Here is a 24,499-nt window from a genome sequence, read left to right as displayed (position 1 = left end):
CCGTCGGTACCGGTTTATTTTGCGGCCGCCTTGGGAGCGGCGGGACCCGGCTTGGGCGCGTTCGGATCGGCCACGCGCACCGGCGCGCCGGGACCGATTTTCATGACGCCGTCCACAATCACCTTGTCTCCGGGGTTGAGTCCGGCAATGATGATCCAGTCGTCGCCCTGCCAGTCGCCGAGCTGCACCGGCCGTGCTTCGGCCTTGCCCTCGCTGTTCACGAGGTAGACGAATTTTCCGTTCGGACCTTCCAGCACCGCGCGTTGCGGCACCAGGATGGCGTTCGGGCGCTGCGCGCCGCCCAGGATCACGCGCACGAACTGGCCGGGGCGCAGCAGCCCGTCCGGGTTCGGCAGTTCGGCGCGCGCCTCGCTGGTGCCGGTGGTGCCGGAAACGATCACGCCGGTGAAATTCATTTTTCCGGTTTTGGCGTACAGGCCGCCTTCGGCGAGCTTGACCTGCACGTCGAACTGCCCGTCCTTCGGCAGCACCAGGCGTCCGGCCTCGGATTCACGATGCAGCTTGAGGCGATCCTGGTCGGAAATGCCGAACAACACGTAAATCGGATCGATCTGTGTCACCGTCGTAAGCAATACGTCGGGACCGGACACGTAATTGCCCTCGGAGCGCAATCCGCGGCCGGCGATGCCGGGTATCGGCGACTCGACGCGCGTGTACTCGAGATTGAGGCGCGCCTCGACGACGCGCGCCTGCGCCGCCTTGACGTCGGCGGAGGCGATGGCCTCGTTCGACACGGCGTCGTCGTAATCCTTCTGGCTCACGGCCTTGGCCTTGAACAGCGGTTTGAGGCGCGCCACCTCGCGCCGCCACTGCTGGAGCCGCGCCTGCACCGCGCCGAGATCGGCTTGAGCGCGTTTGAGCGCCGCGTCGTATAAAGCCGGGTCGATGGTGAACAGCGATTGACCCGCGGTGACGCTGCCGCCCTCGGTGTAATTGCGTTTTTGCAGAATGCCGGTGACGCGCGCCCGCACCTCGACCTCGCGCGAGCCGGCGGTCTGGCCGGTATATTCAAATGTCGCGGGAATATTTTTCGGCTCGATCGTCACCACCGCCACCTCGGGCGGCGGCATGCCGCCGGGCGGCTGCGAGTTGGCGCCATCGCAACCGGCGATCAGAATCGCGGCGAGTGCCGGAAAAAACCATCCATGGATACGGACGGCGGCGGGCATTGTCGAGCTTCTGCTTCTCATGTTTGTTGTCTCGATTCATCCGGCGCGTGAGCGCGCCGGGCTGGGCCGATGCAGTCGTCATCCGCACAGATGACATCCCATCGAAGGCGGTATACTATATACATTCATGAATGTATGTAAATAGCCTGACGCGGTTTTTTCAGATCCTGAACCCATTTTACCCGTAGGGGTATGAGCCGCGGTTCGTAACACCGGAGATCCATATCTGATGGTCCGACGTACCAAGAAAGAGGCACTGGAAACGCGCGATCGTATTCTCGATACCGCCGAGCGCGTCTTCATCAAGAAGGGGGTGGCGCGCACCTCGCTGGCCGACGTGGCCGACGCCGCCGGTGTCACCCGCGGCGCCATCTACTGGCACTTCAAGAACAAGGCCGACCTGTTCGACGCCATGATGCAGCGCGTGTCGCTGCCGATGGAGGAAATGGTGGCGCGCGCCGGTGACGAGGACATCGAGGACCCGCTGGCCTACGTGCGCCGCTGCGCCCTGGCCGTGCTCGAACGCGTGACCACCGACCCGCAGTCCCGGCGTGTGGCGGAAATTTCGCGCTACAAGGTCGAGTATGCCGACGAAATGGAGCCGCTGCGCGCGCGCCACATCGAGTGCCGCACCGAGTGCCTCGGCCGCATCGAGCGCGGGCTGCGCAACGCCGCCAAAAAAGGCTTGCTCGCCGCATCGGTCAACCCGCGGCTCGCAGCGGTCGGGCTGCATGCGCTGGTGGATGGCCTGATCACCAACTGGGTGCTCGACCCGAAATACGTGGCGCTCGCCAAAACCGCCGCGCCCCTGATCGACGGCTATCTCGACGGCCTCAAGGCGGCGGCAAAACCGCCGCGCAAACAGAAAAAAGCGCGCCACTAGCGGCAAGCCAGCTTAGGCTCCGGTACGCGTGCTTGCCGGCTGCTGGTAGAATTTCCGCAAGGCTGAATCAAGACATTGTCCAGATCACTTAAAATCATCCTGCTAGCCGTCGGCGGGTTCGTTGGCCTGCTGGTTCTGGCCGCGCTCGCCCTATTGTTTTTTGTAGACGCCAATGCCTATAAACCCCGGTTGGAAGCGGCCGCTTCAAAGGCTTTGGGGATGGAAGTCAGTGCCGGCGGACGCCTGGGCATCGGTTTTTTCCCGGGCCTGCACCTCACGCTGGAGGATGGACGCATCCGCAACCGGGGAACGGACCTGGTCTCCGCCAGACAAGCCAGCATCGGGATCGAAATCCTGCCTCTGTTCTATCAGAAAGTCCGGATCGACAGGATCACACTGAAGCAACCTGCGATTTCCATCGAACGGGATCGCGACGGCAAGTTCAACTTCCAGAAATCGGAAGCCTCTGACAAACCGTTACCCGTTCTGGACCTGGCGAAGGTTTCCTTTTCGGATGGGACTATCGTCTACACGGACCAGCAATCCGGGCAGGGATTCGAGGCGGCAAACTGCAAGCTGGATCTGCGCCGCCTGCGGCTTCCGGGCGGGGCAAGACCGGATCTTATGAAGCGACTTTCCTTCACCGCGCAGCTCGACTGCGACGAGATCCGGAAAAATGATCTCACGGCATCCAATTTGAAACTCACGCTTAAGGGAAAGAATGGGGTCTACGAACTCAAGCCGGTGACGATGCGTATTTTTGGCGCGCAGGGATCGGGGAGCATGCAGGCGGACTTTTCGGACAGCGTGCCGCGTTACCACGTGCTCTACTCTTTGCCGCAGTTCCGCAGCGAGGAGTTCCTCAAGACCCTGTCGCCGCAGAAGGTCGCGCAAGGCGCGATGGATTTTTCCGCGAACCTGTCAATGCAGGGAAAGACCGTGAGCGAGATGAAGCAGACAGCGGAAGGAGAGGCCTACCTGAAGGGCGAGAATATCACGTTCGACGGCATCGACCTCGACCGGGTGCTGTCCCGGTTCGAATCCAGCCAGAACTTCAACCTCGTCGACGTGGGCGCCTTCTTCTTCGCCGGACCCATCGGTCTGGCGGTCACCAAGGGGTACAACTTCGCCAGCATCTTTCAGGGATCGGAGGGTCACAGCGAGATCCGGACGCTGGTATCCGACTGGAAGGTCGAACGCGGCGTGGCGCAGGCGCAGGATGTGGCCATGGCGACGAAGCAGAACCGGATTGCCCTTCATGGCGGACTCGATTTCGTCAACGAGCAATTCAATGACGTGACCATGGCAACCATCGACGCCAAGGGCTGTGTCAAGGTACGGCAAAAAATCCGTGGCAGCTTCCAGAAACCGGTGGTGGAGAAGCCGAACATCCTCATGTCCCTCACCGGGCCGGCGCGCAAGCTGCTCAAGAAGGGGAGGGACCTTTTTCCGGGCGGAGAGTGCGAGGTGTTCTACGCCGGTTCGGTGGCGCCGCCGGAATGAATGGATGGCATTGGAACCGGCACCACAGCCGGGGGATCAAGCCGAAGGGAGGTTGTTGTGCGGGTCGCGCGTCAGCAGCACATGAAATACCGAGGAGTCGATCGGCACCAGCGGCCGTACACGCTCATCGATCCAGACTGAAACGCGATCGCCATGGGGAGCAAGACGCTTGAGCAGGCGTTCGAGCTGCCGCTGCTGATCCGCGCGCAGTGCTTCGATGTGCAGCGTTACGGTAGCGGCGGAGCGGTGCAGCATTTTCTCCAGACGCCGCGCGGCGCGCGCGAAGAATACGCGACCGACGTAGCCGCGCAGCAGGATTTGCAAATGCGCGCCGCCCTCACCGACGCGGCTGCCAATTTCTACCACACCACGACGTATCTCGGCCGCACACAGTTTGTGCAACATGGCGGCGGTGCGCTGCGCCAGGTGCTGCTCCCGATGGCGGTCAGTCAGGAAGTGGCGCTCGATATAGTCGCGCATGGCCAGCCCCGCGATCCAGTCCGCGAGCACCTGCGGCCAGGCGCGCGGCGGCGCGGCGGTCAGGGTGCGCAAAATGTGGAGCAACCGCATCGGCCCGCCATTGAGCAGGGCACGCGTAAACAGCCGGTGCACTATCACCAGGCGCTCGTGCCGTGAATACTTTCCCTGGTAAACCGGGTTCCGGAGATAGCGGAATTTGTTGCCGATGCGCTGGGCGATTCCCGAGTCGCCGAACAAGCGCCGGTACAGCACCTGATAATGCTGCACCATGGCCTCATAGCCCATGTGTTTGGGAATGATATTGGTGCCCGGCTTGGTGTTGTCGCCGTGTTCGGCCCCGGCGATCAGCCGCCCCTCCTGCCGGAGGCGTTCGTAGAGCGGCGTGCGCGGCAGCGCCGTGAGCAGGCCGACCATGGAAACCTGGATACCGGCGCCGGTGATGAAGCGGTACTGCTTGTCGAAGCTGTCGAGCGTGTCGTTGTCGAAACCGATGATGAACCCCGCCAGCACGTCCAACCCGTGGGCATAGAGGGTGCGTACGGCAGACAGCAGGTCGCGACCGGTGTTCTGGGTTTTGAGCGTCTCCTTCAGGCTGTCTTCATCCGGCGACTCGATGCCGATGAACACCCAGGCAAAATTCGCGGCCTGAAACAGCTGCAACAGCTCGGCGTCATCCGCCAGGTTGATCGACGCCTCGGTGCCGAACTGGAAGACATAGTGATGGCGTTCCTGATAAACCGCGAGATAACGCAGCAGTACTTTCGCCAGTTTGGGGTTACCGATCAGGTTGTCGTCCACGAAGAATACATTGTGGATATCCTGACCGCGCAGCCGGTCGAGCTCGCGGCCGATCTGCTCCAGGCTTTTGGTGCGCGGGCGGCGTCCGAACATGACGATGATGTCGCAGAATTCACAACGGTAAGGGCAGCCGCGCGAGAACTGCATGCTCGCGGTGACGTAACGATCCAGCTTCAGCAGGTCGAAACGCGGCGTCGGCGAGTCTTCCAGCCTGACCACGCCGGTCTCCCGGTAGCGGGGTTGGGGCGCGTTGCGTTCGAAGTCACGGCAGAATTCGGGCCAGATATATTCGGCCTCGCCGGCCACGACGGTGTCGGCCAGATCCGCGAAGCGCTCCGGGCACAACGAGGCAAAACTGCCGCCGGCCACCACGTAATGGCCCTGCCGGCGGTAGTATTCGATCAGCTCCTGCTGGCGTCGGAACTGCACGGCCATGCCGCAGATGCCGACGATATCCGCCTGCGGATGCAACGGCACCGGTTCGATGTTCTCGTCAATGATTTCCACCTGCCAGCCGGGCGGGCACAGCGCCGCCAGCGTGGCCAGCCCGAGCGGCGGATTGAGTGCGCGTTTGTTGTCAGGCAGGATGTTTTCCAGTGCCCAACGAAAGCTCCAGAAGCTCTCCGGAAATTTGGGGTTGATCAGCAGCAACCGCACGGGACGGCCTTGGAGTGAGCTTGGCATGGCGACTCGATCCCTGTTGTTCGATCCCACCTTCGGCGCGCGATGACTTCCCCGGCATGGCGCCGCATGCCGCCATCATTCCGTGCGCCTTGACGTGGCTTGCGGCCGCACACGTCGGGACGGAGTCGCAAACACCGCCCGGACTGCTCCGGACGGTCTGCGCGTCACTCGTTCGACAAATGCAAAGCGCCGTGCTTAGCGATTGTGTTTGACGAACGGGAAGATGTTGGTCAGACCCATGAGGTCGGTGAGCAGCAGCACCAGGAAGATCAATACCAGGGCACCGACGACGCCGCCGCCGGCCGGCAGCTGATCCATGTTGGTCGCCAGGGTCTGCATTTCTTCATCCGTCAGGCTGTCCAGGCGCGCCTGAACCTGCGTCGGGTCCACGCCGCGGGCCAGAAGCTGGGCCTGCACATCGCCGCGGTTGAGCGCGCTGTACACGCGCTCGCGGTTTTGCTGGGTCTGGGCGGCGTTGACTACCGCCTCGGTGCCGATCATGCCGGCGTGTGCCGCGGGCAGATGCAGGGTCAGCGCGAGCAGACCGAAAACGACCAGATGACTGACGGGTTTGGTAAGGCGACGAAGTAGTTTCATTTTAAATCTCCTGAATATGGCTGGACGTATTACGTGTTGTTGTCGCCCTTAATTAATCAAGAGCGCCATTTTCCTTTACCGAGACCCATGATGAGACTGACGAGAAATATCACGATAAAGATGAAAAACAGGATGCGTGCAATTTCAGCAGCGCCTGCCGCGATACCGCCGAACCCGAAGATACCGGCGATAATGGCGATTACGAAAAATACCGCAGCATAGTAAAGCATGACCGACTCCTTTTTTAATGCGTGTCGCGGCCAAGGAAGAAGTTATGCGTCACAGACATCTACGTACACCCTGTCCTTTGCCGTGCATTAAATACGGGGACCATGGTCTTTTCGGGGCCCGACAAATTCCTTGACCTGCTCATTAATCACCTGTTTTGTGGCGCCATAGGTCTTCTGCATTTTTCCGGTCAACCGGTCGCGCCTGCCCGCAATCTTGCTCAGGTGATCATGGGTCAGATTACCCCACTGTAACTTCACATTTCCTTTGAACAGGGTCCAGTTGGCTTTGGCGGTGTCCCAATTCATGGCAAGCCTCCTGCATCTGCTACTTCACCTGAATCTTGTTGACGACCGATTTTACTCCGGCAACGCCGCGGGCAATCGTCGTTGCTTTATCGGCTTCTGCCCGGGTGTCGGCGGTTCCGGTCAGATGCACCACGCCTTTAACGGTTTCGACGCTGATAGGGAAGGCGCTGACTTGCTTGTCGGCGATCAGCGCAGACTTCACTTTGGTCGTGATCGCGGCGTCATCGATATATTCGCCGGTGCTGTCGCGTGTCTGCGTGCCCGCGCAGCCCGCCAGACCGATCAGCAGCACAGCCACCCATATCCAGCTTTTGCCAAATAAACTTTTCATCGTAGTTTCCTCGCGTTAGATTCATTCCACGTACCAGGATCGTGCCATCGATCAACACCTCTTGGGGTGCCCGGCTTTTGCATTTCGATCCAGGAAAAAGACCTGTGGGCGCCATGGTGGCGATCCCGGTTTCTGCTCTTGTTGATCCATGCACGGTATACGCATGGACGCGTGGATTCTGTACGTTATCGAACATATATGGGAAAGGCCCTGCTGAAGAAGATGCATGCCGGCATGCCGGGCGCCAAACACCGCCGGCGCTTTCACCGGAACGCTTCGGCGCGCAGGATCATGGCGCATTATCCTTTGTCTAGAAAAGTCTTTCAGGAACCGTAACCACGTCGCCGGGCTTGAGGTCATAGTTGGATTCGAGCTTTCCCTTGACCAGAATATCGGCGAGATTAATGTCGAGTAAGTCAGTTTTTGTTTTAGTCTTGCGGTACAGCTTGGTCCGGTTCGGCGCGGCAAAATCGTTGGTGCCGCCTGCTTCCAGCACGGCATCCAGCACCGTCATACCCGGACGATAGGGCATGGAACGCGGGGTGCGCACAGCCCCCGTTACCCGCACGCGTGAAAGAAACTCATGGCTGCGCAGCTCCGTCAGAATGACCGCGACATTCGGTTCACGGATATACGCTGACAGCTTGTCCTTGATAATAGCCGCAACCTGCGTCGGGGTCTTGCCACCGGCCTGCACATCGCCAATCAAGGGTACGGATATCTTTCCGTCCGGTCGTACCGGGACGGTCGTTGACAGTTCCGGGTTGCGCCATACCGTGATCTGGAGACGGTCATCGGCACCAATACGGTAGTCGCCCTCCGTGTATGAGGCAAAGCGGTTAGCCTCCCCGTTTTCTTCCTCATCCGGTACCGAGGCACAACCTGAAGTCAGAAAAATCATCACTGACGCCAATACCGAAACAATACGAAACGAATTCATTGGTATCCCGCTGACATTTCCTGTGCTTGAAAAACATCATACGCTGCGAAACAGCGACATTCTGTGCGCTATCGAACATACAAGGGGACATGAATTGCTAAAATAATTCGCCAGGGACGGGGAATAATTTGTTTTCAATCAGCCTGGTATTAAAAATGTCAGTCACCTCACTCCTGAACAGCCTGAATTCTTGCGGCAGCCTTTCAGGCAGCTTGGCAGGAACAACCGTCAACTGACGTGGAGGCGGCGTCGATGCCACGGGTCACCATAAGGCTGGCAATCCTTTTTTTGCCGCTCATCCTGACCGCTTGCGCATCCTTGCTTCCGCGCGCGCATACCAGCACCGTGGGTCCCTGGCAGAATTACCATGAAGCGCAGCAAGCCTTCGGCAAGATCGTTCCCTACCAGACCACGCTCGAGGACCTCAAGACACTCAGGCTGGATCCGGCCTCCAATCCGAATATCACCATCCTGAACTATTCCGATGTGATACGGCGTTTCATCCCGAGCCCCTCTGTCAGCGCAGAAGATCTGGCTCCGGGGGTAAGGGAGTGCATCCTGGCCAAGGGGGCCTGCAACGGCTATGAGATCGTGCAGCAGTCCAGCGTACGCAAGCGCTATGGGAATTTCTGGTCGGATTTCCTGAATTTCAAACGCAAGGTCGAGGTTACCGGCTGGAGTTTCAGTGGCGTCATCCTGGTCAGGGATAACGTCGTCATCTACACGCTCGCCGGCGGCCAGCCTGCCATTTACATGCTCGAGGAAAGCAAGAATCCCCTCGGTCCGCTCCAGGGTTCAGGCGAGTCAGCCTTTCGTAACAGCATCTCGGCGCCTTGAGTCCCGCCAGCGCCGGGGCGGGCTAGTGGACGGCAGCAGTATTGTCCTGGTGGAATCGCACATCGGACAGCAGGCGGCTCAATTCCTTCCTGACTACGGTGTAGCACTCACACGCATGGGTCTCCAGCCCCGACCGCTCAAGCACGGTGATGTGACCACGGCGGTAGCGAATAAACCCGGCGCGCTGCAATTTCCCGGCGGCCTCGGTAATGCCTTCCCGGCGCACGCCGAGTATGCTGGCGACCATCTCATGCGTAATGATCAGCTCATTCGAGGGTAATCGATCGAGAGTCAACAACAGCCAGCGGCACAGTTGCTGCTCTATCGAGTGGTGCCGATTGCAGGCCGCGGTCTGGGTCATCTGCGTAATCAGCGCCTGGGTGTAGCGCAGCAACAAACGCCGCAACAGGCTGGTGCAGCCGAACTCCTGCTGCAGCAGGCGGCCCTCCAGCCGGTAGGCGTGGCCCGCGACCTGCACCACGGCCGAGCTGGGCATGGTATCTCCTCCCATGAACAGGGAAATGCCGACCACGCCTTCATTGCCCACTCCCGCGGTTTCGGCCGATGCGCCGGACTCCATGACATAGCGCAGCGACACGATGGCGGTGGTGGGGAAATAGGCGTGCTGCAACTTTATGCCGGGTTCGTAGAGAAGTTCACCGAGCGGCAGCGGGACCAGTTCCAGGTGGGCAGCCAGGCGCTCGAATTCCGCCGCGGGCAGGGCGGCGAGAAGATGGTTTGGATTCGGACGACGGGACGATGACATGAAAAGTGATGGAAACCCCGGGTTTTGTTTTATGCCGTGAGTTCCACGCCGATCCCGCGATAACCGATGAAGCGGCAGGACTGGTTGAACATCGGCTCCCCGCTGACCCGGAACTTCTGTTGCGAGCCATCGGGATTGACGCGGCTGAAGGTGAAATCCAGGAATGGCTGCCGCGCGGCAATCTTCATCTTGAGCGTTTCCCGTTCCTTCTCATTCCAGCCGGTCGCCTGAATGCCGCCCGGATCCCCCGACAGGTCGCCGACCCGGATTCCGAGCATCTCCAGGACCGGTCCGGAAACCTTGATGAAGTTCCCGTCTTCGTCCTGTTCCCAGTACCAGTCGGAGGCCAGTTCGGTCAGGCTGCGATAGCGTGCTTCGCTTTCGCGCAGTTCGGCGGTCCGTTCCTGCACCGTCTGTTCCAGCACCTTGTTGTAATCCTCGAGTTTTTTGTACAACAGCCTTACTTCCAGCATGTTGTGGATGCGCGTTTTGACTTCGACCAGATCGAACGGCTTGCTGATGAAGTCCCTGGCGCCGGCCTGCAACGCGCGCAGCTTGTGACCCGGCTGCGCGGTGATCACGATAACCGGAATGTAGCCGTCCGCATCATTGGCCTTGAGGCCTTCCATCACCTGGAAGCCATCCACGCCAGGCATCTGCAGGTCGAGCAAAATCAGGTCGTAGCGGTTCTTGCGATGCAGCGCGCAGACGGAATGCGGGTCCTTCGTCGACGTGACGCACCGGTAGCCGTCCCCGCGCAGCATTTGCTCCAGCAGCTGCACATTGGCTTCCTGGTCGTCCACGATCAGGATGCTGGCGTTAAGAAAATCGTCGACGCTGATCATCACAGGCTCCCCGGGTTAATTACCCCGTCCAATTCTGTTTCCGAAAATTCCAGCGCCCTGTCCAGCGCCTCCATGAACTCCTTGATCCGGATCGGCTTGGTGAGATAACCGAGGAATCCCGCCTCCAGGCCTCTCTGGATATCGCGTGGCATGGCGTTGGCGCTGATGGCCAGCACCGGGATATGCGCCGTGGCCGGGTCGTCACGCAGGATTTTCAGCGCCTGAAAGCCGTTGATGCCGGGCAGATTGATGTCCATCAGGATTACCTCCGGCTGATGGGTGCGCGCCAGGGCGATGCCGTGCGAGCCATCCCCCGCCATCAGCAGGCGCATATCGGGACGACGCGCGATGAGTTGCTCGACCAGCTGCATGTTTGCATGGTTGTCTTCCACATACAGCAGGGTACGCAACGCCGCGCCACGCGCCGACTGCGCCTGAATCGGCGCGAACAGTTCGTCGGAACCGGTGCCAGGTTGCGGTTCTGCCGCCACGTTCAGTTCGATCCAGAAGATACTGCCCACCCCGACGGTGCTTTCCACGCCGATTTCACCCCCCATCAATTCCACCAGCTGTTTGCTCACCACCAGGCCGATGCCGGTGCCTTCCTCGGTATTGGCCTCCTGCCCGAGGCGATTGAATGGCTGGAACAATTGCGCGAGTTTATCCGGAGACAATCCTTCGCCGCTATCCCGCACGCTGATGCGCAGGCGTTGCGCGGTTTTCAGGAGGCACGTCACTTCGACCGTACCCTGCGCGCGGTTGTATTTGATCGCGTTGGAAAGCAGGTTGATGAGCACCTGCTTGACCCGGGTCCGATCGGCTTTAACGAAGTAAGGGGCTTCGAACCGGGGAAAGCTCATGTGGATGCCGCTTTTTTGCGCCTGTGGTTCAATCATGGCTTGGCATTCGAGCATGACGTCAACCAGTGACACGGGTTCCTGCGATATTGAAAGCTTGCCGGACTCGATCAACGCGAGATCGAGGACTTCGTTAATCAGGTCCAGCAGATACCATCCCGCCTGGAGAATCTGGCCGATGCTGGCTTGTTGGGCGGATGTTGGCTGCGGCGAACCCGACTCCATGAGCTGGGCAAAACCGAGAATGGCGTTGAGCGGGGAGCGCAGCTCATGGCTCATGCTGGAAAGGAAATCCGATTTGGCGCTGTTGGCTTTTTCCGCCACGAACCTGGCTCTCTCCAACTCGGCGTTCTGGTCCCGCAGTACCTGATCCAGGCGCTTGCGTTCGGTGATGTTGGTGAAAAGCACGGCAACTTTGCGGCTGTCCCTCCCGCCGACCCGGAAGGCATAGACATCGAACCAGCGGCCACCCAGGTTTTTCGCCTCGTTTACAAAGCGAATCGGTTCGCCCGTCATGGCGACTTTGCCATAAGTTTCGAACCAATGTGCTTCATGATTCGGAGACAATTCCAGCATCCGGTCCCCCGCTGTCACACGCAGTCCGGTCAGCGTCTCTAAAGAAGGATTTACTTCCAGAAACCGGTAATCGACCGGATTTTTGTGCTCGTCGAAAATCATTTCGATGAGGCAAAAGCCTTCGTCGATTGATTCGAAGAGCGTGCGATAGCGCTCCTCGCTCTCGTGCAGCGCCTCTTTCTCCCGCTGACGCGCGGTATTATCGGCGCCGATCAGCAGGTAGCCGATGATAGCATCATGGTCACCGCGCAACGCCGTGATCGACACGATGACCGGAAAACGGCTGCCGTCCTTGCGGATGTAGGTCAATTCATAGCTGTCCTCGATCCCGCGCGAGGCCTTGAAGGCCAGGGCCTCGAAGCCCGGCGTAATGGGGGTGGCGAGTTCGAGGCTCAGTGCCTGCGCGCGCGCCAGCACTTCCTGCGGATCATGAATGTCGCTGGGGCTGATTTTGTTCACGACCTCGGCGGCCCGATAGCCCAGCATGCGCTCGGCGCCGATATTGAACAATTGAATGATGCCTTTCTCGTCGGTGGCAATAATCGAGAAATTGGCGCTGTGGAGGATCGCGTTCTGCAAGGCCCCGGTTTTAAGCAAGGCCTCCTGGCGCTGGAACTCGGTGAGACCCTCCGTCGCGCCTGTGGCGGGCTTGCGAACGGCGGAATCGTGGACAGTCAAGGGCATGGCCATTCTGTGAATGCGCGAATTAGTCTGGCGGATCGCGTGGCCGAAGGTGTGGGTGGCACCTCACCTGCCTATACGTTCATCTGCATGAAAGAACGCATGTTTCTGCCTGCAGGTGCCGTGGGTGACGAGTTTGTTGATGAATCCTGATCAAGTTTCGCACTATAGGGATCAGGCCCGTCGTTCTCTGTGCGTTATCGCACATAGTCGTGATACCGGTCGAAAATGAGGAATTGTGACCGGCTGTCAATACTATAAAACCGATACCCTCCGCTTTTCAGGTTTTAGCCAGATGAAACCGGGGCGAAGGTTGGTCATGACCGGCCGAGGGAAGGGTCTGATGGCTTTGCGCACGGGCAAGCAAACGGGTGAATTCGTTTTTGACCACCGCATAGCATTCGCAAGCGCGTGACTCGATACCCGACCGGCCAAGCACGGTGATGTGGCCGCGACGGTAGCGAATGCAGCCGGCGTGCTGCAAATGTCCGGCGGCCTCGGTAATGCCTTCACGCCGCACGCCGAGCATGCCGGCAATCAGTTCGTGCGTCATGGTCAGCTCACCCGAGGGCAGGCGATCGAGGGTCTGCAACAGCCAGCGGCACAGTTGCTGTTCCACCGTATGGTGGCGATTACATACCGCGGTTTGGGATACCTGTGTAATCCGCGCCTGGGTGTAGAGCAGCAACAAATGCTGCATCGCCCCGTCGCGATTGAATTCCTCCATCAGCATCCGTGCCTTCAGCCGGTAGCCATAACCGCCGATATGCACAATGGCCATGCCGGGCGGGGCCTGCCCGTCCATGAAAAGTGAAATGCCGACCACGCCCTCGTTGCCCACTTCCGTGATTTCGGACTCCGCGCCGTTCTGCATCACATAGTCCAGGGATACGACGGCGGTCGTCGGAAAATAGGCGTGCGATATCCCGCCGCGGGCTTCATAAAGAACCTTGCCCAGCGGCATGGCAAGCAATTCCAGATGGGGAAGGATGCGTGCGTACTCAGCCGCGGGCAGGGCGGCGAGAAGATGGTTTCGAATGGGGCTGGGCGCGCATTCCATGCACCGCCTCCGGGAGGAATCGGGCGAATATTAAATATCCACCTGATTCACAGGCGTGACATTGATTTGGGTCAATTTTTTCTACAGCGAAAGTATGCCGCCGTGTTCTTGCCAGGCCGAGGCATGCATTCCGGCGAGCGGCGAAACGACGCAGCGGTGCTTGACGTCATGCCAGCGTTTCCATCCTTGGCCGTTCGTGAGCCGGGGACAGTGCCAATATTTTCACTTCGACCGCGTGATCCTGGCGATCGTCAACCAGCGGAATGGCCTTGTCGTGGCGTTCGACGCCGTCCACCGTTAAACGTGTCTCGCTGATCTTTGCATCCTCATCGGCGCGCGTTTGCGAGACGATGATATGGTAGATCGTCTCCCGATACCGGTAGTGCAGTGTGAAGTCCTTCCATTCCGCCGGGAGGCATGGCGCGAAATACAATTTGTCCACTTCCAGTCTCAAGCCGAGGAGCGATTCCACGATCAGCCGGTACATCCATCCGGCCGAGCCGGTGTACCAGGTCCAGCCCCCGCGGCCGGTGTGGGGCGTCACCGCATAGACATCGGCCGCGATGACATACGGTTCGACCTTGTAGGTTGCCACCCCCGCGGGCGAGCTGGCATGATTCACCGGGTTGATCATGGCCAGCAATTCCCACGCGCGCCGGTTGTCGCCCAGGGCCGCGAACGCCATGGCCGCCCAGATGGCCGCATGCGTGTATTGCCCGCCATTCTCGCGCACGCCCGGGACGTATCCTTTTATATAGCCGGGATTCAACGCCGATTTGTCGAATGGCGGGTCCAGAAGCTGAATCAGCGCTGAATCGCGGCGCACCAGGCGCTGATCCACCGCCTCCATGGCCAGGCGCGCGCGCCCGGCATCGCCCGCCCCGGACAACACCGACCAGCTCTGCGAAATCGAATCAACCTGGCACTCGGGGTTGGCGGCCGATCCCAGCGGCGTGCCGTCGTCGAAGTAGGCGCGGCGGTACCACGCGCCATCCCAGCCATGCTGTCCGATATTCCGGCGTAGCTGCAGCGCCGCCGCTTCGCAATGTTCGGCGAAGTCCGGATCATCCTGCAGGCGCGCCACCGCCGTGAACTGGGTGAGCACGCTGTGCAGGAAGAATCCCAGCCAGACGCTTTCGCCTTGGCCGCGATGGCCCACCAGATTCATGCCGTCGTTCCAGTCACCGGTGCCCATGAGCGGCAGGCCATGCCCGCCAAACTGGAGTCCCCGCTGAATGGCGCGCACACAGTGCTGGTACAGGCTGGCCGTCTCGCCGGACCGGCCGGGAAGATCATAATAAGAGTCATCCTCGGGATTGACCGGGCGGCCTTCGAGGAAGTGAACGGATTCACTCAGCACCCCGGTGTCGCCGGTGGTCAGCACATAGCGGCACGTCGCCAGGGGCAGCCACAGGTAATCATCCGAACAATGTGTACGTACGCCACGGCCCGCCGGCGGGTGCCACCAATGCTGGACGTCGCCCTCCAGGAACTGCCGGCTGGCGCACAGCAGCAGTTGCGCGCGCAACCGCTGCGGCTCCGTGTGCACCAGCGCCATCGTATCCTGCAATTGATCGCGAAAGCCGAAGGCGCCCCCCGATTGATAGTAGCCGCTGCGCGCCCACAGACGACATGCCAGCGTCTGGTACACCAGCCAGCCGTTGGTCAGCACGTTGAGCGCCGGGTCGGGCGTTTCCACCTGCACCGCGCCGAGCGTGCGATTCCAGTACTGGTGCACCGCGGCGAGCGCGCCGCGCGCGGCGGTTGATCCGCGGAAGCGATGCACCAGCTTGCTGGCATCATCCGTCCCGCGTCTTCCTGCCAGGCCGAGCCGGAAGATGATCTCGCGCTCTTGCCCGTCGGCCAGCTCGAAGCCGACCTGGATGGCGGCGCACGGATCGAGGGCCGCCCCCACCTTGCCGGAAAGGCGCGCACGCGCCATCGCCGCCGGATTCCCGAGCGTGCCGTTGCGCCCGATGAATTCAGCGCGGTCGCCGCTGACGCTCCGGGTTGTCTCGTCCACATCGAAGAACGCCACCAGGCCGGTGAATTCCGTGTTGTACGGGTTGCGCGCAAACAGTGCGCCGCTGCGCGGGTCGATATCGGTGGTCACGTGCATGGCCGATTTCGGCCGCAAGTCACCCAGCACCCACTCCACGTAACCGGTGGCGGAGAGCCTGCGCGGCTGGCCCGACTCGTTGCGCACTTTCAGCACCGAGAACTTGATCGCGGCGTCCACGTCCACGTAAACCGTGAGTTCCGAGCGAATGCCGCCCTCCACGTGCTCGAAGACGCTGTAGCCGAAGCCGTGCCGGCTGACGTAATAACCGGCTCCCCGACGGGGCAACGGCGTGGGCGACCAGAAATGGCCGCTGTCTTCGTCGCGCAGGTAAAACGTTTCTCCGCTGGCATCGCTCACCGGGTCGTTGTACCAGGGCGTGAGGCGGAACTCGTGGGCGTTCTCGCTCCAGGTATAGGCCAGGCCGTTCTCCGAGATGACGCTGCCAAAGTGCGGATTCGCCAGCACGTTTACCCACGGTGCCGGCGTCACCTGGCCCGGCGCGGTCACGATGACGTATTCGTGCCCGTCACGGGTGAATCCTCCCAGCCCATTGAAGAGGATCAGATCGCGGCGCGGCAAGCCGGTGGCGGCCGGGAGTTCGGCGCGCCGGGGGCGGGTCGGCGTGAGGCGCGGAATGCGCACTTCCGCCGGCCCGCGACGATTGATCTGGTCCATCAGCGTTCCACCGCCGTCGGTGATGATGGCGCGTGCCACCGATTGCAGCAGTATGCGGTCTTCGTGCGATATCTGTTCCGCCGGCCGCACGAAGATGCCGCCTTGCCGGTCGATCACGTGGGCTTCGACACCCGCGGCGATCAGCCCCATGATCTGTTCCTGGAGCAGCTGCCGATAACCGCCGCGGTCTTCATTCCAGATCATCAGGTCGACGGCCAGTCCCTTCAGGCGCCAGTACGCGTGGGCCTGGACCAGTTGGCGCACCAGATCGATATGGGCCGGGTTGCCGATCTGCAGCAGCACGATCGGCAAGTCACCGGAAATGGCATAACCCCACAGGCCGGATTGGCCGCGGCGGTTTTTGGCGATGACGGCGGCGTCGGCGCGCAACGAGGAGTTCGCGTAGATGATGGAGCTGGCAAGTTGCCCATAGAGCTGCGCGTCGGCCTCGGTGGCATTGATCTGCCGCAGCACCACCTGGGCGTGGGTCCATGCCAGCTCCAGGACGCGATCCGCGATGCGTTGATCCTGGTATTTGTCGATCAGGCCCAGGGCGGCGTCGCGGGTTTCGCCGATGCCGGAAACGATATCGATCGTTGCCGCTTCGTCCGGATCGAGCGTGATGCGATGGCGGATGGCGGCAATCGGATCGAGCACCGAACCCTGGGTACCCGAAAGCGCGTCCGTGCCATTCATGGCCTGGGGATCGGCGACCGTATTGCCGCGTCCGATGAACTGCAAGCGGTCCGTTTCGCAGGAGATATCTCCACTGTCCGCTCCGTGCACGGCCATCAGATGAAACATCCATGGCGTCGCTTCCTCGCGCGAGCGCGGCCGGCGCGTGCACAGGATCGTCCGTCGCGATTCGAGGATCTCGGTCTGAACAAAGAGATTGCTGAACGCCGGATGCAGCGCTTCCGCGGCCGCGGGCGCGAGGACTACTTCCACGTAACTCGTCACGTCAATCGTTCTGCGCTTTCGGGATCGGTTGGTGATATGGACCCGGCGCAGCTCGATATCGTCTTCCGGCGAAACCACGATCTCGGTGTGGGTATCGATGTCGTGGTCGCGACGACGAAATTCCACTCGTCCTTCCGATAAAATGGCGGCGTATCTGTCCGGTCGTTTGAGCGTCGGTTGGTACGCGGTAGACCAGAATTCGCCGCTCGCTGCATCGCGCAGGTAACAGAAGATGCCCCAGTTATCGCGGGTGGCGTCTTCGCGCCAGCGGGTCACGGCGAGATTCTTCCACTGACTGTAGCCGCCTCCCGCGTTCGTGACCATCACGTGATATCTGCCGTTCGAAAGCAACTGTACCTGCGGTGTCGGTGTGTCGGGGCTGGCGAAAACGCGAATCGGTGTCTCCGGGGCGCCGGAAGTGGGACGAATGTCAGACAGCTGGGCCGTGTGCGGAAAGAACGCCGTGTCCCTGGGAATCCGCTCCTGGAGCAACAACAGGGTCGCCTGCAACAACGGGTCCGACACAAAGCGTTTCTGCATCGGACGGTCAAGCAGCAGATAGGCCAGGGACAGCAGGCTCATCCCCTGGTGATGGGTCATGAAGGAGCGGACCACCGTGCTCGGCTCACCGCGTCGTTGCCGTGATGGGGTGTAATCGATGGCCTCATAGAAACCGAATTTTCCGAGCAGTCCCGCATGGGCCAGCCGTTGCAGGTTCAGACACGCCGCTTCCGGCGCCACCATCAATGCCAGCGCCGAGGCATAGGGGGCCACGACCAGATCCTCCGCCAGTCCGCGCTTGAGCCCCAGGCCGGGCACGCCGAATGCACGGTACTGGTAGTTGAGATGAACGTCGACCGTGTTGTAGCCGGATTCCGACATGCCCCACGGCACGCCGCGCAACCCCCCGTACTCGATCTGTCGCTGCACCGCCGCCTGACAGGTCTGATCGAGCAGGGTGTTCTCGTAGGTGGGCATGACCAGGAGCGGCATGAGGTACTCGAACATCGATCCGCTCCACGACAGGAGAATCGGCTCGCCACCGGCGGACGTGAGCAGGCGCCCGAGGGCAAACCAGCTCTCCTGCGGCACCTGCCCCTGGGCGATCGCGACAAATTTGATCAATCTTGCCTCGGAGGCCAGTAGATCGTAGTAGCTCGCGTCGCGCCGCCGCTGATCCACGTTGTAGCCGATCGCCAGCAGACGCGATGCCTTGTCGTACAGGAAGTCGTACTCCATGTGCGCGAGTTCCGCGGACTGCGACGCCAGACGTTCGACCGCCGCGATCCGTTCCCGGGCGCGGCGGCTGGCTTCGAGAATGAGCGGCTGCGATTCATTCAGCCATCCGCGTTGTTCGGGTGTCAGCGCGTCGCCCGGACGTTGCGCGATGGCCGCTGGCAGTGTTCCGGCGAGTCCGGCCACTTCGCGCAGCGTGGGTATTTCGCCGAGGCCGGAAATTTCATCAAGTCCGTCCGGCGCCGCCGGCAGCAACGTCCACGGGGCGAGAAACGTCAGTTCATCGAGCATGCTCTGACATTGCCGCGCCAGCATTCGCGCCCACCCGCTCGCGTCGGTCACGGAACCGGCGTCGAAGTTGCCGGCATACTCCGTCGCGCGTGTTGTCAGCCGGTCAAGGGCGAGACGCGTCGCCGCGAGCGTGCCTGGCCGGTAATCGCAGGCGGATTCCAGGTCTTTCTGAAATGAGACGAGTACCGCCGGCGTATCGCCTCCCACAGCCTCCACCAGGACCCCCAGCGTGTCGCGCAGCCCGTCAAGCCAGTGCGCCTCGAGGATCGGGCGATCGGGCAGTGACAACAGACCCGGGCGCAAGGTCAGCAGATGACCCGCGAGGTTCCCGCTGTCCACCGTCGAAACGTAGGCGGGGTGAAGCGGTTTCAGTGACAGCGTGTCGTACCAGTTGTAGAAGTGGCCGCGGTAACATTCCAGGGACTGCATCGTGTGCAGCGTGCTTGTCGTGCGCTCGATGAGTTGTCCGGCGGGAATGTAACCGAAGTCGTACGCGGACAGATTGGCGAGCAGCGCCAGCCCCATGTTGGTCGGTGAGGTGCGGTGCGCCACCACGGGGCCGCGATACTCCTGGTAGTTATCCGGCGGCAGCCAATGATCTTCCGGGCCGACGAAGGCCTCGAAGAATCCCCAGGTCTTGCGCGCCAGCTTGCGCAGGAAAAAAGTCTGGTCGGCCGTCAGCCTGGCTTCGCGGTGGGCGCGCGGCCGGCTGATCCACCAGGCGATGGCGGGCGAGACCAGCCACAAGATCAGTATCGGTCCCGCCACGACCAGCGCGGCCGGGCTCGACAGCACCAGGATCAGCGTCGCGCCAAGGGCGATCGCCGGGGCGGCCCACATCGACCGGAACGAGGCGGCGAGGTTCGCGTGGCTGTTGCGATCCGCATCGCTCGAGGGATTCCATTCGAGAAGCCGCTTGCGTGTGAACAGCATCCGTCCAACCGTGCGCACAATCGCATCCAGGCTGAAGACGGCTTCATGGGGGAGGCAGGCGAGCGTAAAGCCCGCCTGGGCGAGACGCCTGCCGACGTCGCGCATAACGGCGGCGAGATGCTGACCCAGCAGCACGTCGACCGGCTTCTGAAAACATTCCAGCGTGGCGGCCATCAGGGACGGGATGAGGATGATTCCGATCACCGCCAGGGTCCAGAAGCAGGCCGATGCCAGGTCGGTCCAGCCCAGCAGCAACAGCAGCGTCAACGCCGCCGGCACGAGACTGCGCCGCAGGTTGTCGAACAGCTTCCATTGCGACAGCCATGACAACGGGTTCTTCTGCCGGCGCGCACCGGGGCCGGGAACGCGCGGCAGCAGCCAGCCGGCAAGCTGCCAATCGCCGCGGATCCAGCGGTGCCGGCGATTCACGTCCGCGCTGTAGCGCGACGGGTATTCCTCGTACAACAACACGTCGCTCACCAGCCCGGCGCGCGCGTAACAGCCTTCGAGAAGATCGTGGCTGAGGATGCGGTTCTCGGGAAAGCGGTCCTTGAGCGACTGCTCGAACGCATCGACGTCGTAGATCCCCTTGCCAATGAACGAGCCTTCACCGAACAGGTCCTGGTAGACGTCGGAGACGGCGCGCGTGTAGGGGTCGATGCCCGGCTCGTCCCCGTACAGGCGGGCATAGCGCGAACGCCGCGTACCGGGCAGGCTGACGCCCATGCGCGGTTGCAGGATGCCGTAGCCCTCGACGACACGTTGCCTGTCTTCGTCGTAGCGCGCGCGATTCAGCGGGTGCGCCAGGGTCCCCACGAACTGCCGCGCCGAATCGCGCGGGAGATGCGTGTCCGTGTCGAGGGTAATGACATATTTCACGTTCGCCAGAACGCCGGTGTTGCCGGCGATGAACGAAAAACGGTCGGTGACGCCACCGCGCAGCAGCGCATTCAAATCCGCCAGTTTCCCGCGCTTGCGCTCGTAGCCCATCCAGATCCGGTCGCGCGGGTTCCAGCGGCGCGGACGGTGAAACAGAAAGAACGCGTCGCCGTTGGCACCGCGATACTTTTCATTCAGTTCCCCGATCCGCGTTGCCGCCAGTCGCAACAGAATTTCGTCCTTCGGCAGCGTTTCCTCGCGCGCATCCGGAAAATCGGTCAACAGGCCGAAGCGCAGATGCTCGTCCCGATTGGCCAGGAACCGGACTTCCAGCGCCTCGACCAGCTCCTCGATGTTCTGCTCGCCGCCGAGCATCGCCGGAACCACGACCAGTGTGCGCGATTCCGGCGGGATCCCCCGGGAAAAATCCATGCGCGGCAGTGGATGCGGCGATGCCAGCAACGTCGCCGTCCAGTTCACCAGTGCCACCGCCAGCTGGCTGGTGGACAGCAGCACCAGCACCGCCAGCAACGCCAGCAGCCAATCCGGCCCGCCGCCGGCCTGCGCCTGCATCAATAGATCCCGGGTGAGAATCAGCGTGATCAGCATGATCGCGCCCAGATACAGGAACAACGGAAACCGGCCGGCCGCCCGGGTGAACGCCTCGACGGCGGAAAGGCGCGCCTGCGCCGCGTGTTCGAGTTCGCGCAATCCCTTGTCGACCAGATAGAAACCCACATGCGCGGTGCGATCATCGCCGCCCCGGCGGGCCGCGCCATCGCGCGCCAGCCGGATGGCCCGCTCCGCCACCTCGGCTTCGGGCAGGCGACTCTGCCTGGCGATCTTTTCCACGACGTGGCGGTAGCGATCACGGGTGGCAAAATCCATCCTGCCGTAGATGGCCGCGGGATCCTCCCGCAGTTTTTGATCGGCGTCACTCAGTGTCTCGACGAAGTCGCGCCAGTCCATCGTGCCCAGAAACCGCAGGCTGCTGATGCTGTTGCTGATGGAGACCTGGTCGGCAGCCTGTTGCTGGTTTCCCGATTGCACCAACTGCTCGATCGTCAGGCCGGACTCGGACAGCAGCTGTTCAATCCAGGTCAGCGGCAATGCCAGGGCCGGGCTCTGTCCCTGCAGCCGGCGCGCAAATTCCGAAACGAACGGGGTCGACATCGGCGGGTTCGACCGCGCCATGTCCGCGATCACCAGAACCAGGCTCTTCGGATCCTGGTCGGCCATCGCCAGCATCTGGTCGGCCCAGGAACCGGCCAGGTTCCGGTCGATCCGGCCGGCGGCGCTGCGGGCGGCAACGCGCCGGAGATTCTCGATCAAGGCCAGGCGCAGCATGATGGGGATGGCCCACAATTCGCCCAGCTTGAGGGCGGTGACTGACTGGTAGGACGCGACGAAACGGCGCAGGTTTTCCGGATCCACCCGTCCATCGCCGTGCGCGATCGTCTCCAGCGCGATGTCATACACGCGCGGGAGCCCGGCCGAAGGGCCGTGCGCCAGACGCGGGAGTTCCCGGCTGTAACCCTTCGGCAGGTGCCGCTTGGCCGTGCGAATCTGTTCTTCGACCAGGTAGAAGTTATCGAGCAGCCATTCCCCGGCCGGCGTAATCCGGTGGTTCGCCGTGACCGCCGCCGTGAGCACATGACAGGCGCCGATCAGGACGTTTTCATTCTCCGCCAACCGCGTCAGGAGCCGGTCCGGGGCGCGTCCCAGGCCCAGTTTGTGCGAACCTGCCAGGGCCTTGCCATGCTGGTCCATCTGGTCGCTGCTGAACAACTCCGATCGCAGCGGAGGTTCGTCGCCGGCGTAATGGGACGCCAGGTGATTTTTGCGGAAGGAAGCTCTTAAGTAGAGCCAGTTCCTGGAGACAGACTTGCTATTCGCCGTCAAGATGGAAGTCTCCAGAAAGTTGGCGACATGGGCGTTCTTGAGCGCAAGAACCGCCGCTTGATGTCAGGCAGAAGCGCTTACAAATTTCTCAGAGTGGTGCCTGAAGCCCGGGCTTGTACTGGATAATGCCGGTGACTGGCGGAAATAATGCGCAATATTCGCGGAGACCAGGTCCGTGCCAGGATTTTGATCCTGGAGCGCACCTATTCTAACCACAAACCTGCGTGTTTACCGATAATGAAGTTGAACCGCCGCCCCTTGATAAATCCATTATCTCATTGGTGCTGCGGCAAGTTCCGTATGACAGCGCACATAAACATCCTTTATCAAGCATGGCGCTTGACAGTGCGCCGCATCGCGCAAACAGATGCCGATGACCCACGCCGATGGCGTTGGTTCCTTTCTGAAAATTCAGGATTCAGCGGAATAGCTCAGGCGTGAATAAGGCGGCAGGGCAGGGCGGAGACTGATCCATCATGGCGGCAGTGCATAAACCGGCAGTGGGGACCACCACAGTCATTATTCCCGGCGGGGTGAACTGGTGGTATCGACTTCCGCTATTTGCACGCCACGTTCGTTGAAGATTTCCAGCTTCGACCCGTTTTTGGTGCTGCCCAGATCGTGCGCATATTCAATCGCATCCTTTTGGGTATCGAATGAGGCCAGCGGTTTTTCGATCCCTGCTTCCATGACATTCCATTTACCGGCATTGCCCTGTTTCACACGAAATACCAAAAATCCTTTTTGATCAAATCCCATGATGGCTTTCCTCAAATTTGTTGATGCTTCTTGTGTTGCCCCTGTGCGTGCATTAGCTCGCTCTCAATAAAAAAATCGCGCACGCGGCCGGCGTTTTTGGGATCGGCGGGTTTGTACAATGCAGCCTGACCGGCGTTTTCCTTGCGCTGTTCGATGATGCAGGTGCTGTTTCCCGTACCCTTGGCGCGATACATGGCGATATCCGCCTGCTTCATCAAGTCGTCGAGTGTTCTGCCGTCGCCGGGGTAGATGGCAACGCCGATGCTGGCGGCCATGAAAATCCTGTGACCGTTGATAATATAGGGTTCGCTGAGACGCTTGCCGATCTCCGCGACGAGGGCGGTGGCGCTGTCCGAGCTGTCGATTTCCGGCAGCATGATGACGAACTCGTCTCCGCCGTAGCGGCAGGCAGTGTCGGCGCCGCGGATGCCCCTGGTCAGGCGCTGCGCCACCGCCTGCAAGACCTTGTCGCCGCTGACATGCCCCAGCCGGTCATTGACGAGCTTGAATTCGTCCAGGTCCAGCATCAGCAGCGCCAGCGGTTTGTGGCGCCGTTCCGCCTGGGACATGGCCTGCTGGAACCGGTCTTGCAGCAGGCTGCGATTCGGGAGACCGGTCAGCCCATCGTGATAGGCCAGGTAGCGCGCCTTGGCCTCCTGGCGCGTGAGTTCAATGAGTTCTTGTTGTAAACCGGCATTGCGCTCGGCAAGAATTTCAATCTGATGTTGCGCGCTTTTGACCAGCTGTTTGCAGGCGTATATTTCCTTGATGAATGCCCTCAGGCCCGGCGCCGGCAGTGCGTGCGTCACTACGGGGCCGGAGGCGGCTTTCCCGGTGGCGCCGGAATTGGCCCGTTTGGCACGAAGTTTCGACCTGACTGCCTTGAGGTACACGACCCCGCTGGAATCTGAATGACGCGCCATGGCTGATCTCTCCCTGAATTGGTTGTGGCGCCTGAGCGGTGCGCACCCTTTCCCGGGCGCGGCCTCCCATTGCCTGTTGCCTGAATACAGGGAAAAACGCATGGATTCCGTGCGATAGCGAACATAATCGGGTGACGAGTCGCATAATCTTTAGAAATGCCCGGCTTTTCCCGCGCCGGGCGGGATGAGATCCCGCGCTATATCGTCGGTTTCCTTAAAAACCGCAGCCGGCAAAGAAAATCGATCAGCGTCAAGTCCGGACACTTGCGCCAACAACAGGCCGGGTATCACGGAATGCAGGGATATTGAGCGTGT

General features: G+C 61.3%; 17 protein-coding genes. 3 read left to right on the top strand and 14 right to left on the bottom strand.

From position 1 onward, the window contains the following. Positions 1–14 precede the first annotated feature (14 nt). Positions 15–1,190: an efflux RND transporter periplasmic adaptor subunit gene (locus SCL_RS09110; protein ID WP_096360930.1), complete on the bottom strand. Its 1,176-nt coding sequence runs from the start codon at positions 1,188–1,190 to the stop codon at positions 15–17. A gap of 229 nt (positions 1,191–1,419) precedes the next feature. On the opposite strand from SCL_RS09110, the gene SCL_RS09105 reads away from it, so the two are divergent. Both SCL_RS09105 and SCL_RS09100 read left to right on the top strand, forming a co-directional pair. After that, positions 1,420–2,073, top strand: coding sequence for a TetR family transcriptional regulator (locus SCL_RS09105; RefSeq protein ID WP_096360929.1), 654 nt, complete (start codon positions 1,420–1,422; stop codon positions 2,071–2,073). A 75-nt stretch (positions 2,074–2,148) separates the two neighbouring features. Continuing rightward, positions 2,149–3,576 carry an AsmA family protein gene (locus tag SCL_RS09100; protein ID WP_096360928.1) on the top strand — a complete coding sequence of 476 codons (1,428 nt, stop codon included), beginning with the start codon at positions 2,149–2,151 and terminating at the stop codon, positions 3,574–3,576. A gap of 36 nt (positions 3,577–3,612) precedes the next feature. Here the strand turns inward: SCL_RS09100 and SCL_RS09095 are convergent, their stop codons facing one another. The 6 genes from SCL_RS09095 to SCL_RS09070 all read right to left on the bottom strand — a co-directional run bounded on the left by SCL_RS09095 (position 3,613) and on the right by SCL_RS09070 (position 7,942). Then, a complete protein-coding gene (locus SCL_RS09095) occupies positions 3,613–5,538 on the bottom strand; it encodes a B12-binding domain-containing radical SAM protein (RefSeq protein WP_197702583.1) in 1,926 nt (641 codons plus the stop codon). 195 nt (positions 5,539–5,733) lie between these two features. Continuing rightward, positions 5,734–6,135: a PA2779 family protein gene (locus tag SCL_RS09090; protein WP_096360926.1), complete on the bottom strand. Its 402-nt coding sequence runs from the start codon at positions 6,133–6,135 to the stop codon at positions 5,734–5,736. Positions 6,136–6,191: 56 nt separating this feature from the next. Further along, entirely contained in the window at positions 6,192–6,365 is a 174-nt protein-coding gene (locus SCL_RS09085; protein WP_096360925.1) for a DUF1328 family protein, read from the bottom strand. An 87-nt stretch (positions 6,366–6,452) separates the two neighbouring features. Beyond that, entirely contained in the window at positions 6,453–6,671 is a 219-nt protein-coding gene (locus SCL_RS09080) for a CsbD family protein (protein WP_096360924.1), read from the bottom strand. 19 nt (positions 6,672–6,690) lie between these two features. Continuing rightward, entirely contained in the window at positions 6,691–7,002 is a 312-nt protein-coding gene (locus SCL_RS09075; RefSeq protein WP_096360923.1) for a BON domain-containing protein, read from the bottom strand. A gap of 310 nt (positions 7,003–7,312) precedes the next feature. Next, on the bottom strand, positions 7,313–7,942 hold the full coding sequence (locus SCL_RS09070) for an XrtA/PEP-CTERM system exopolysaccharide export protein (RefSeq protein ID WP_096360922.1): 630 nt from the start codon (positions 7,940–7,942) through the stop codon (positions 7,313–7,315). Between the two features lie 345 nt (positions 7,943–8,287). On the opposite strand from SCL_RS09070, the gene SCL_RS09065 reads away from it, so the two are divergent. Continuing rightward, positions 8,288–8,779, top strand: coding sequence for a hypothetical protein (locus SCL_RS09065; RefSeq protein ID WP_148665058.1), 492 nt, complete (start codon positions 8,288–8,290; stop codon positions 8,777–8,779). Between the two features lie 22 nt (positions 8,780–8,801). On the opposite strand, the gene SCL_RS09060 is transcribed toward SCL_RS09065, so the two are convergent. The 7 genes from SCL_RS09060 to SCL_RS09030 all read right to left on the bottom strand — a co-directional run bounded on the left by SCL_RS09060 (position 8,802) and on the right by SCL_RS09030 (position 24,184). Further along, entirely contained in the window at positions 8,802–9,545 is a 744-nt protein-coding gene (locus SCL_RS09060; RefSeq protein WP_096360920.1) for a Crp/Fnr family transcriptional regulator, read from the bottom strand. Between the two features lie 29 nt (positions 9,546–9,574). Beyond that, positions 9,575–10,390: a response regulator gene (locus tag SCL_RS09055; protein WP_096360919.1), complete on the bottom strand. Its 816-nt coding sequence runs from the start codon at positions 10,388–10,390 to the stop codon at positions 9,575–9,577. Next, positions 10,390–12,507 (bottom strand): PAS domain-containing hybrid sensor histidine kinase/response regulator, encoded by a 2,118-nt coding sequence (locus tag SCL_RS09050; protein WP_096361919.1) that lies wholly within the window; start codon positions 12,505–12,507, stop codon positions 10,390–10,392. The genes SCL_RS09055 and SCL_RS09050 overlap by 1 nt, the downstream gene beginning before the upstream one ends. A 277-nt stretch (positions 12,508–12,784) precedes the next feature. Then, positions 12,785–13,564 carry a Crp/Fnr family transcriptional regulator gene (locus tag SCL_RS09045; RefSeq protein WP_096360918.1) on the bottom strand — a complete coding sequence of 260 codons (780 nt, stop codon included), beginning with the start codon at positions 13,562–13,564 and terminating at the stop codon, positions 12,785–12,787. A 166-nt stretch (positions 13,565–13,730) separates the two neighbouring features. Next, on the bottom strand, positions 13,731–22,502 hold the full coding sequence (locus tag SCL_RS09040; RefSeq protein WP_420823626.1) for a GH36-type glycosyl hydrolase domain-containing protein: 8,772 nt from the start codon (positions 22,500–22,502) through the stop codon (positions 13,731–13,733). 519 nt (positions 22,503–23,021) lie between these two features. Further along, a complete protein-coding gene (locus SCL_RS09035) occupies positions 23,022–23,261 on the bottom strand; it encodes a DUF2188 domain-containing protein (protein WP_096360917.1) in 240 nt (79 codons plus the stop codon). 11 nt (positions 23,262–23,272) lie between these two features. Further along, a complete protein-coding gene (locus SCL_RS09030) occupies positions 23,273–24,184 on the bottom strand; it encodes a GGDEF domain-containing protein (protein ID WP_172426004.1) in 912 nt (303 codons plus the stop codon). Positions 24,185–24,499 lie beyond the last annotated feature (315 nt).

This window comes from Sulfuricaulis limicola (assembly GCF_002355735.1).
In the GTDB taxonomy this organism is placed as follows: domain Bacteria; phylum Pseudomonadota; class Gammaproteobacteria; order Acidiferrobacterales; family Sulfurifustaceae; genus Sulfuricaulis; species Sulfuricaulis limicola.
The sequence above is the reverse complement of the archived record's forward strand: the minus strand, read 5'-3'. Positions and strand labels throughout refer to the sequence as shown.

Bases quoted from the DNA above. Each gene is read 5' to 3' on its own strand.
- SCL_RS09070 (WP_096360922.1), bottom strand. From the start codon at position 7,942: ATGAATTCGTTTCGTATTGTTTCGGTATTGGCGTCAGTGATGATTTTT.
- SCL_RS09085 (WP_096360925.1), bottom strand. From the start codon at position 6,365: ATGCTTTACTATGCTGCGGTATTTTTCGTAATCGCCATTATCGCCGGT.
- SCL_RS09095 (WP_197702583.1), bottom strand. From the start codon at position 5,538: ATGCCAAGCTCACTCCAAGGCCGTCCCGTGCGGTTGCTGCTGATCAAC.
- SCL_RS09055 (WP_096360919.1), bottom strand. From the start codon at position 10,390: ATGATCAGCGTCGACGATTTTCTTAACGCCAGCATCCTGATCGTGGAC.
- SCL_RS09045 (WP_096360918.1), bottom strand. From the start codon at position 13,564: ATGGAATGCGCGCCCAGCCCCATTCGAAACCATCTTCTCGCCGCCCTG.
- SCL_RS09105 (WP_096360929.1), top strand. From the start codon at position 1,420: ATGGTCCGACGTACCAAGAAAGAGGCACTGGAAACGCGCGATCGTATT.
- SCL_RS09075 (WP_096360923.1), bottom strand. From the start codon at position 7,002: ATGAAAAGTTTATTTGGCAAAAGCTGGATATGGGTGGCTGTGCTGCTG.
- SCL_RS09030 (WP_172426004.1), bottom strand. From the start codon at position 24,184: ATGGCGCGTCATTCAGATTCCAGCGGGGTCGTGTACCTCAAGGCAGTC.
- SCL_RS09080 (WP_096360924.1), bottom strand. From the start codon at position 6,671: ATGAATTGGGACACCGCCAAAGCCAACTGGACCCTGTTCAAAGGAAAT.
- SCL_RS09035 (WP_096360917.1), bottom strand. From the start codon at position 23,261: ATGGGATTTGATCAAAAAGGATTTTTGGTATTTCGTGTGAAACAGGGC.
- SCL_RS09050 (WP_096361919.1), bottom strand. From the start codon at position 12,507: ATGCCCTTGACTGTCCACGATTCCGCCGTTCGCAAGCCCGCCACAGGC.
- SCL_RS09060 (WP_096360920.1), bottom strand. From the start codon at position 9,545: ATGTCATCGTCCCGTCGTCCGAATCCAAACCATCTTCTCGCCGCCCTG.
- SCL_RS09110 (WP_096360930.1), bottom strand. From the start codon at position 1,190: ATGCCCGCCGCCGTCCGTATCCATGGATGGTTTTTTCCGGCACTCGCC.
- SCL_RS09090 (WP_096360926.1), bottom strand. From the start codon at position 6,135: ATGAAACTACTTCGTCGCCTTACCAAACCCGTCAGTCATCTGGTCGTT.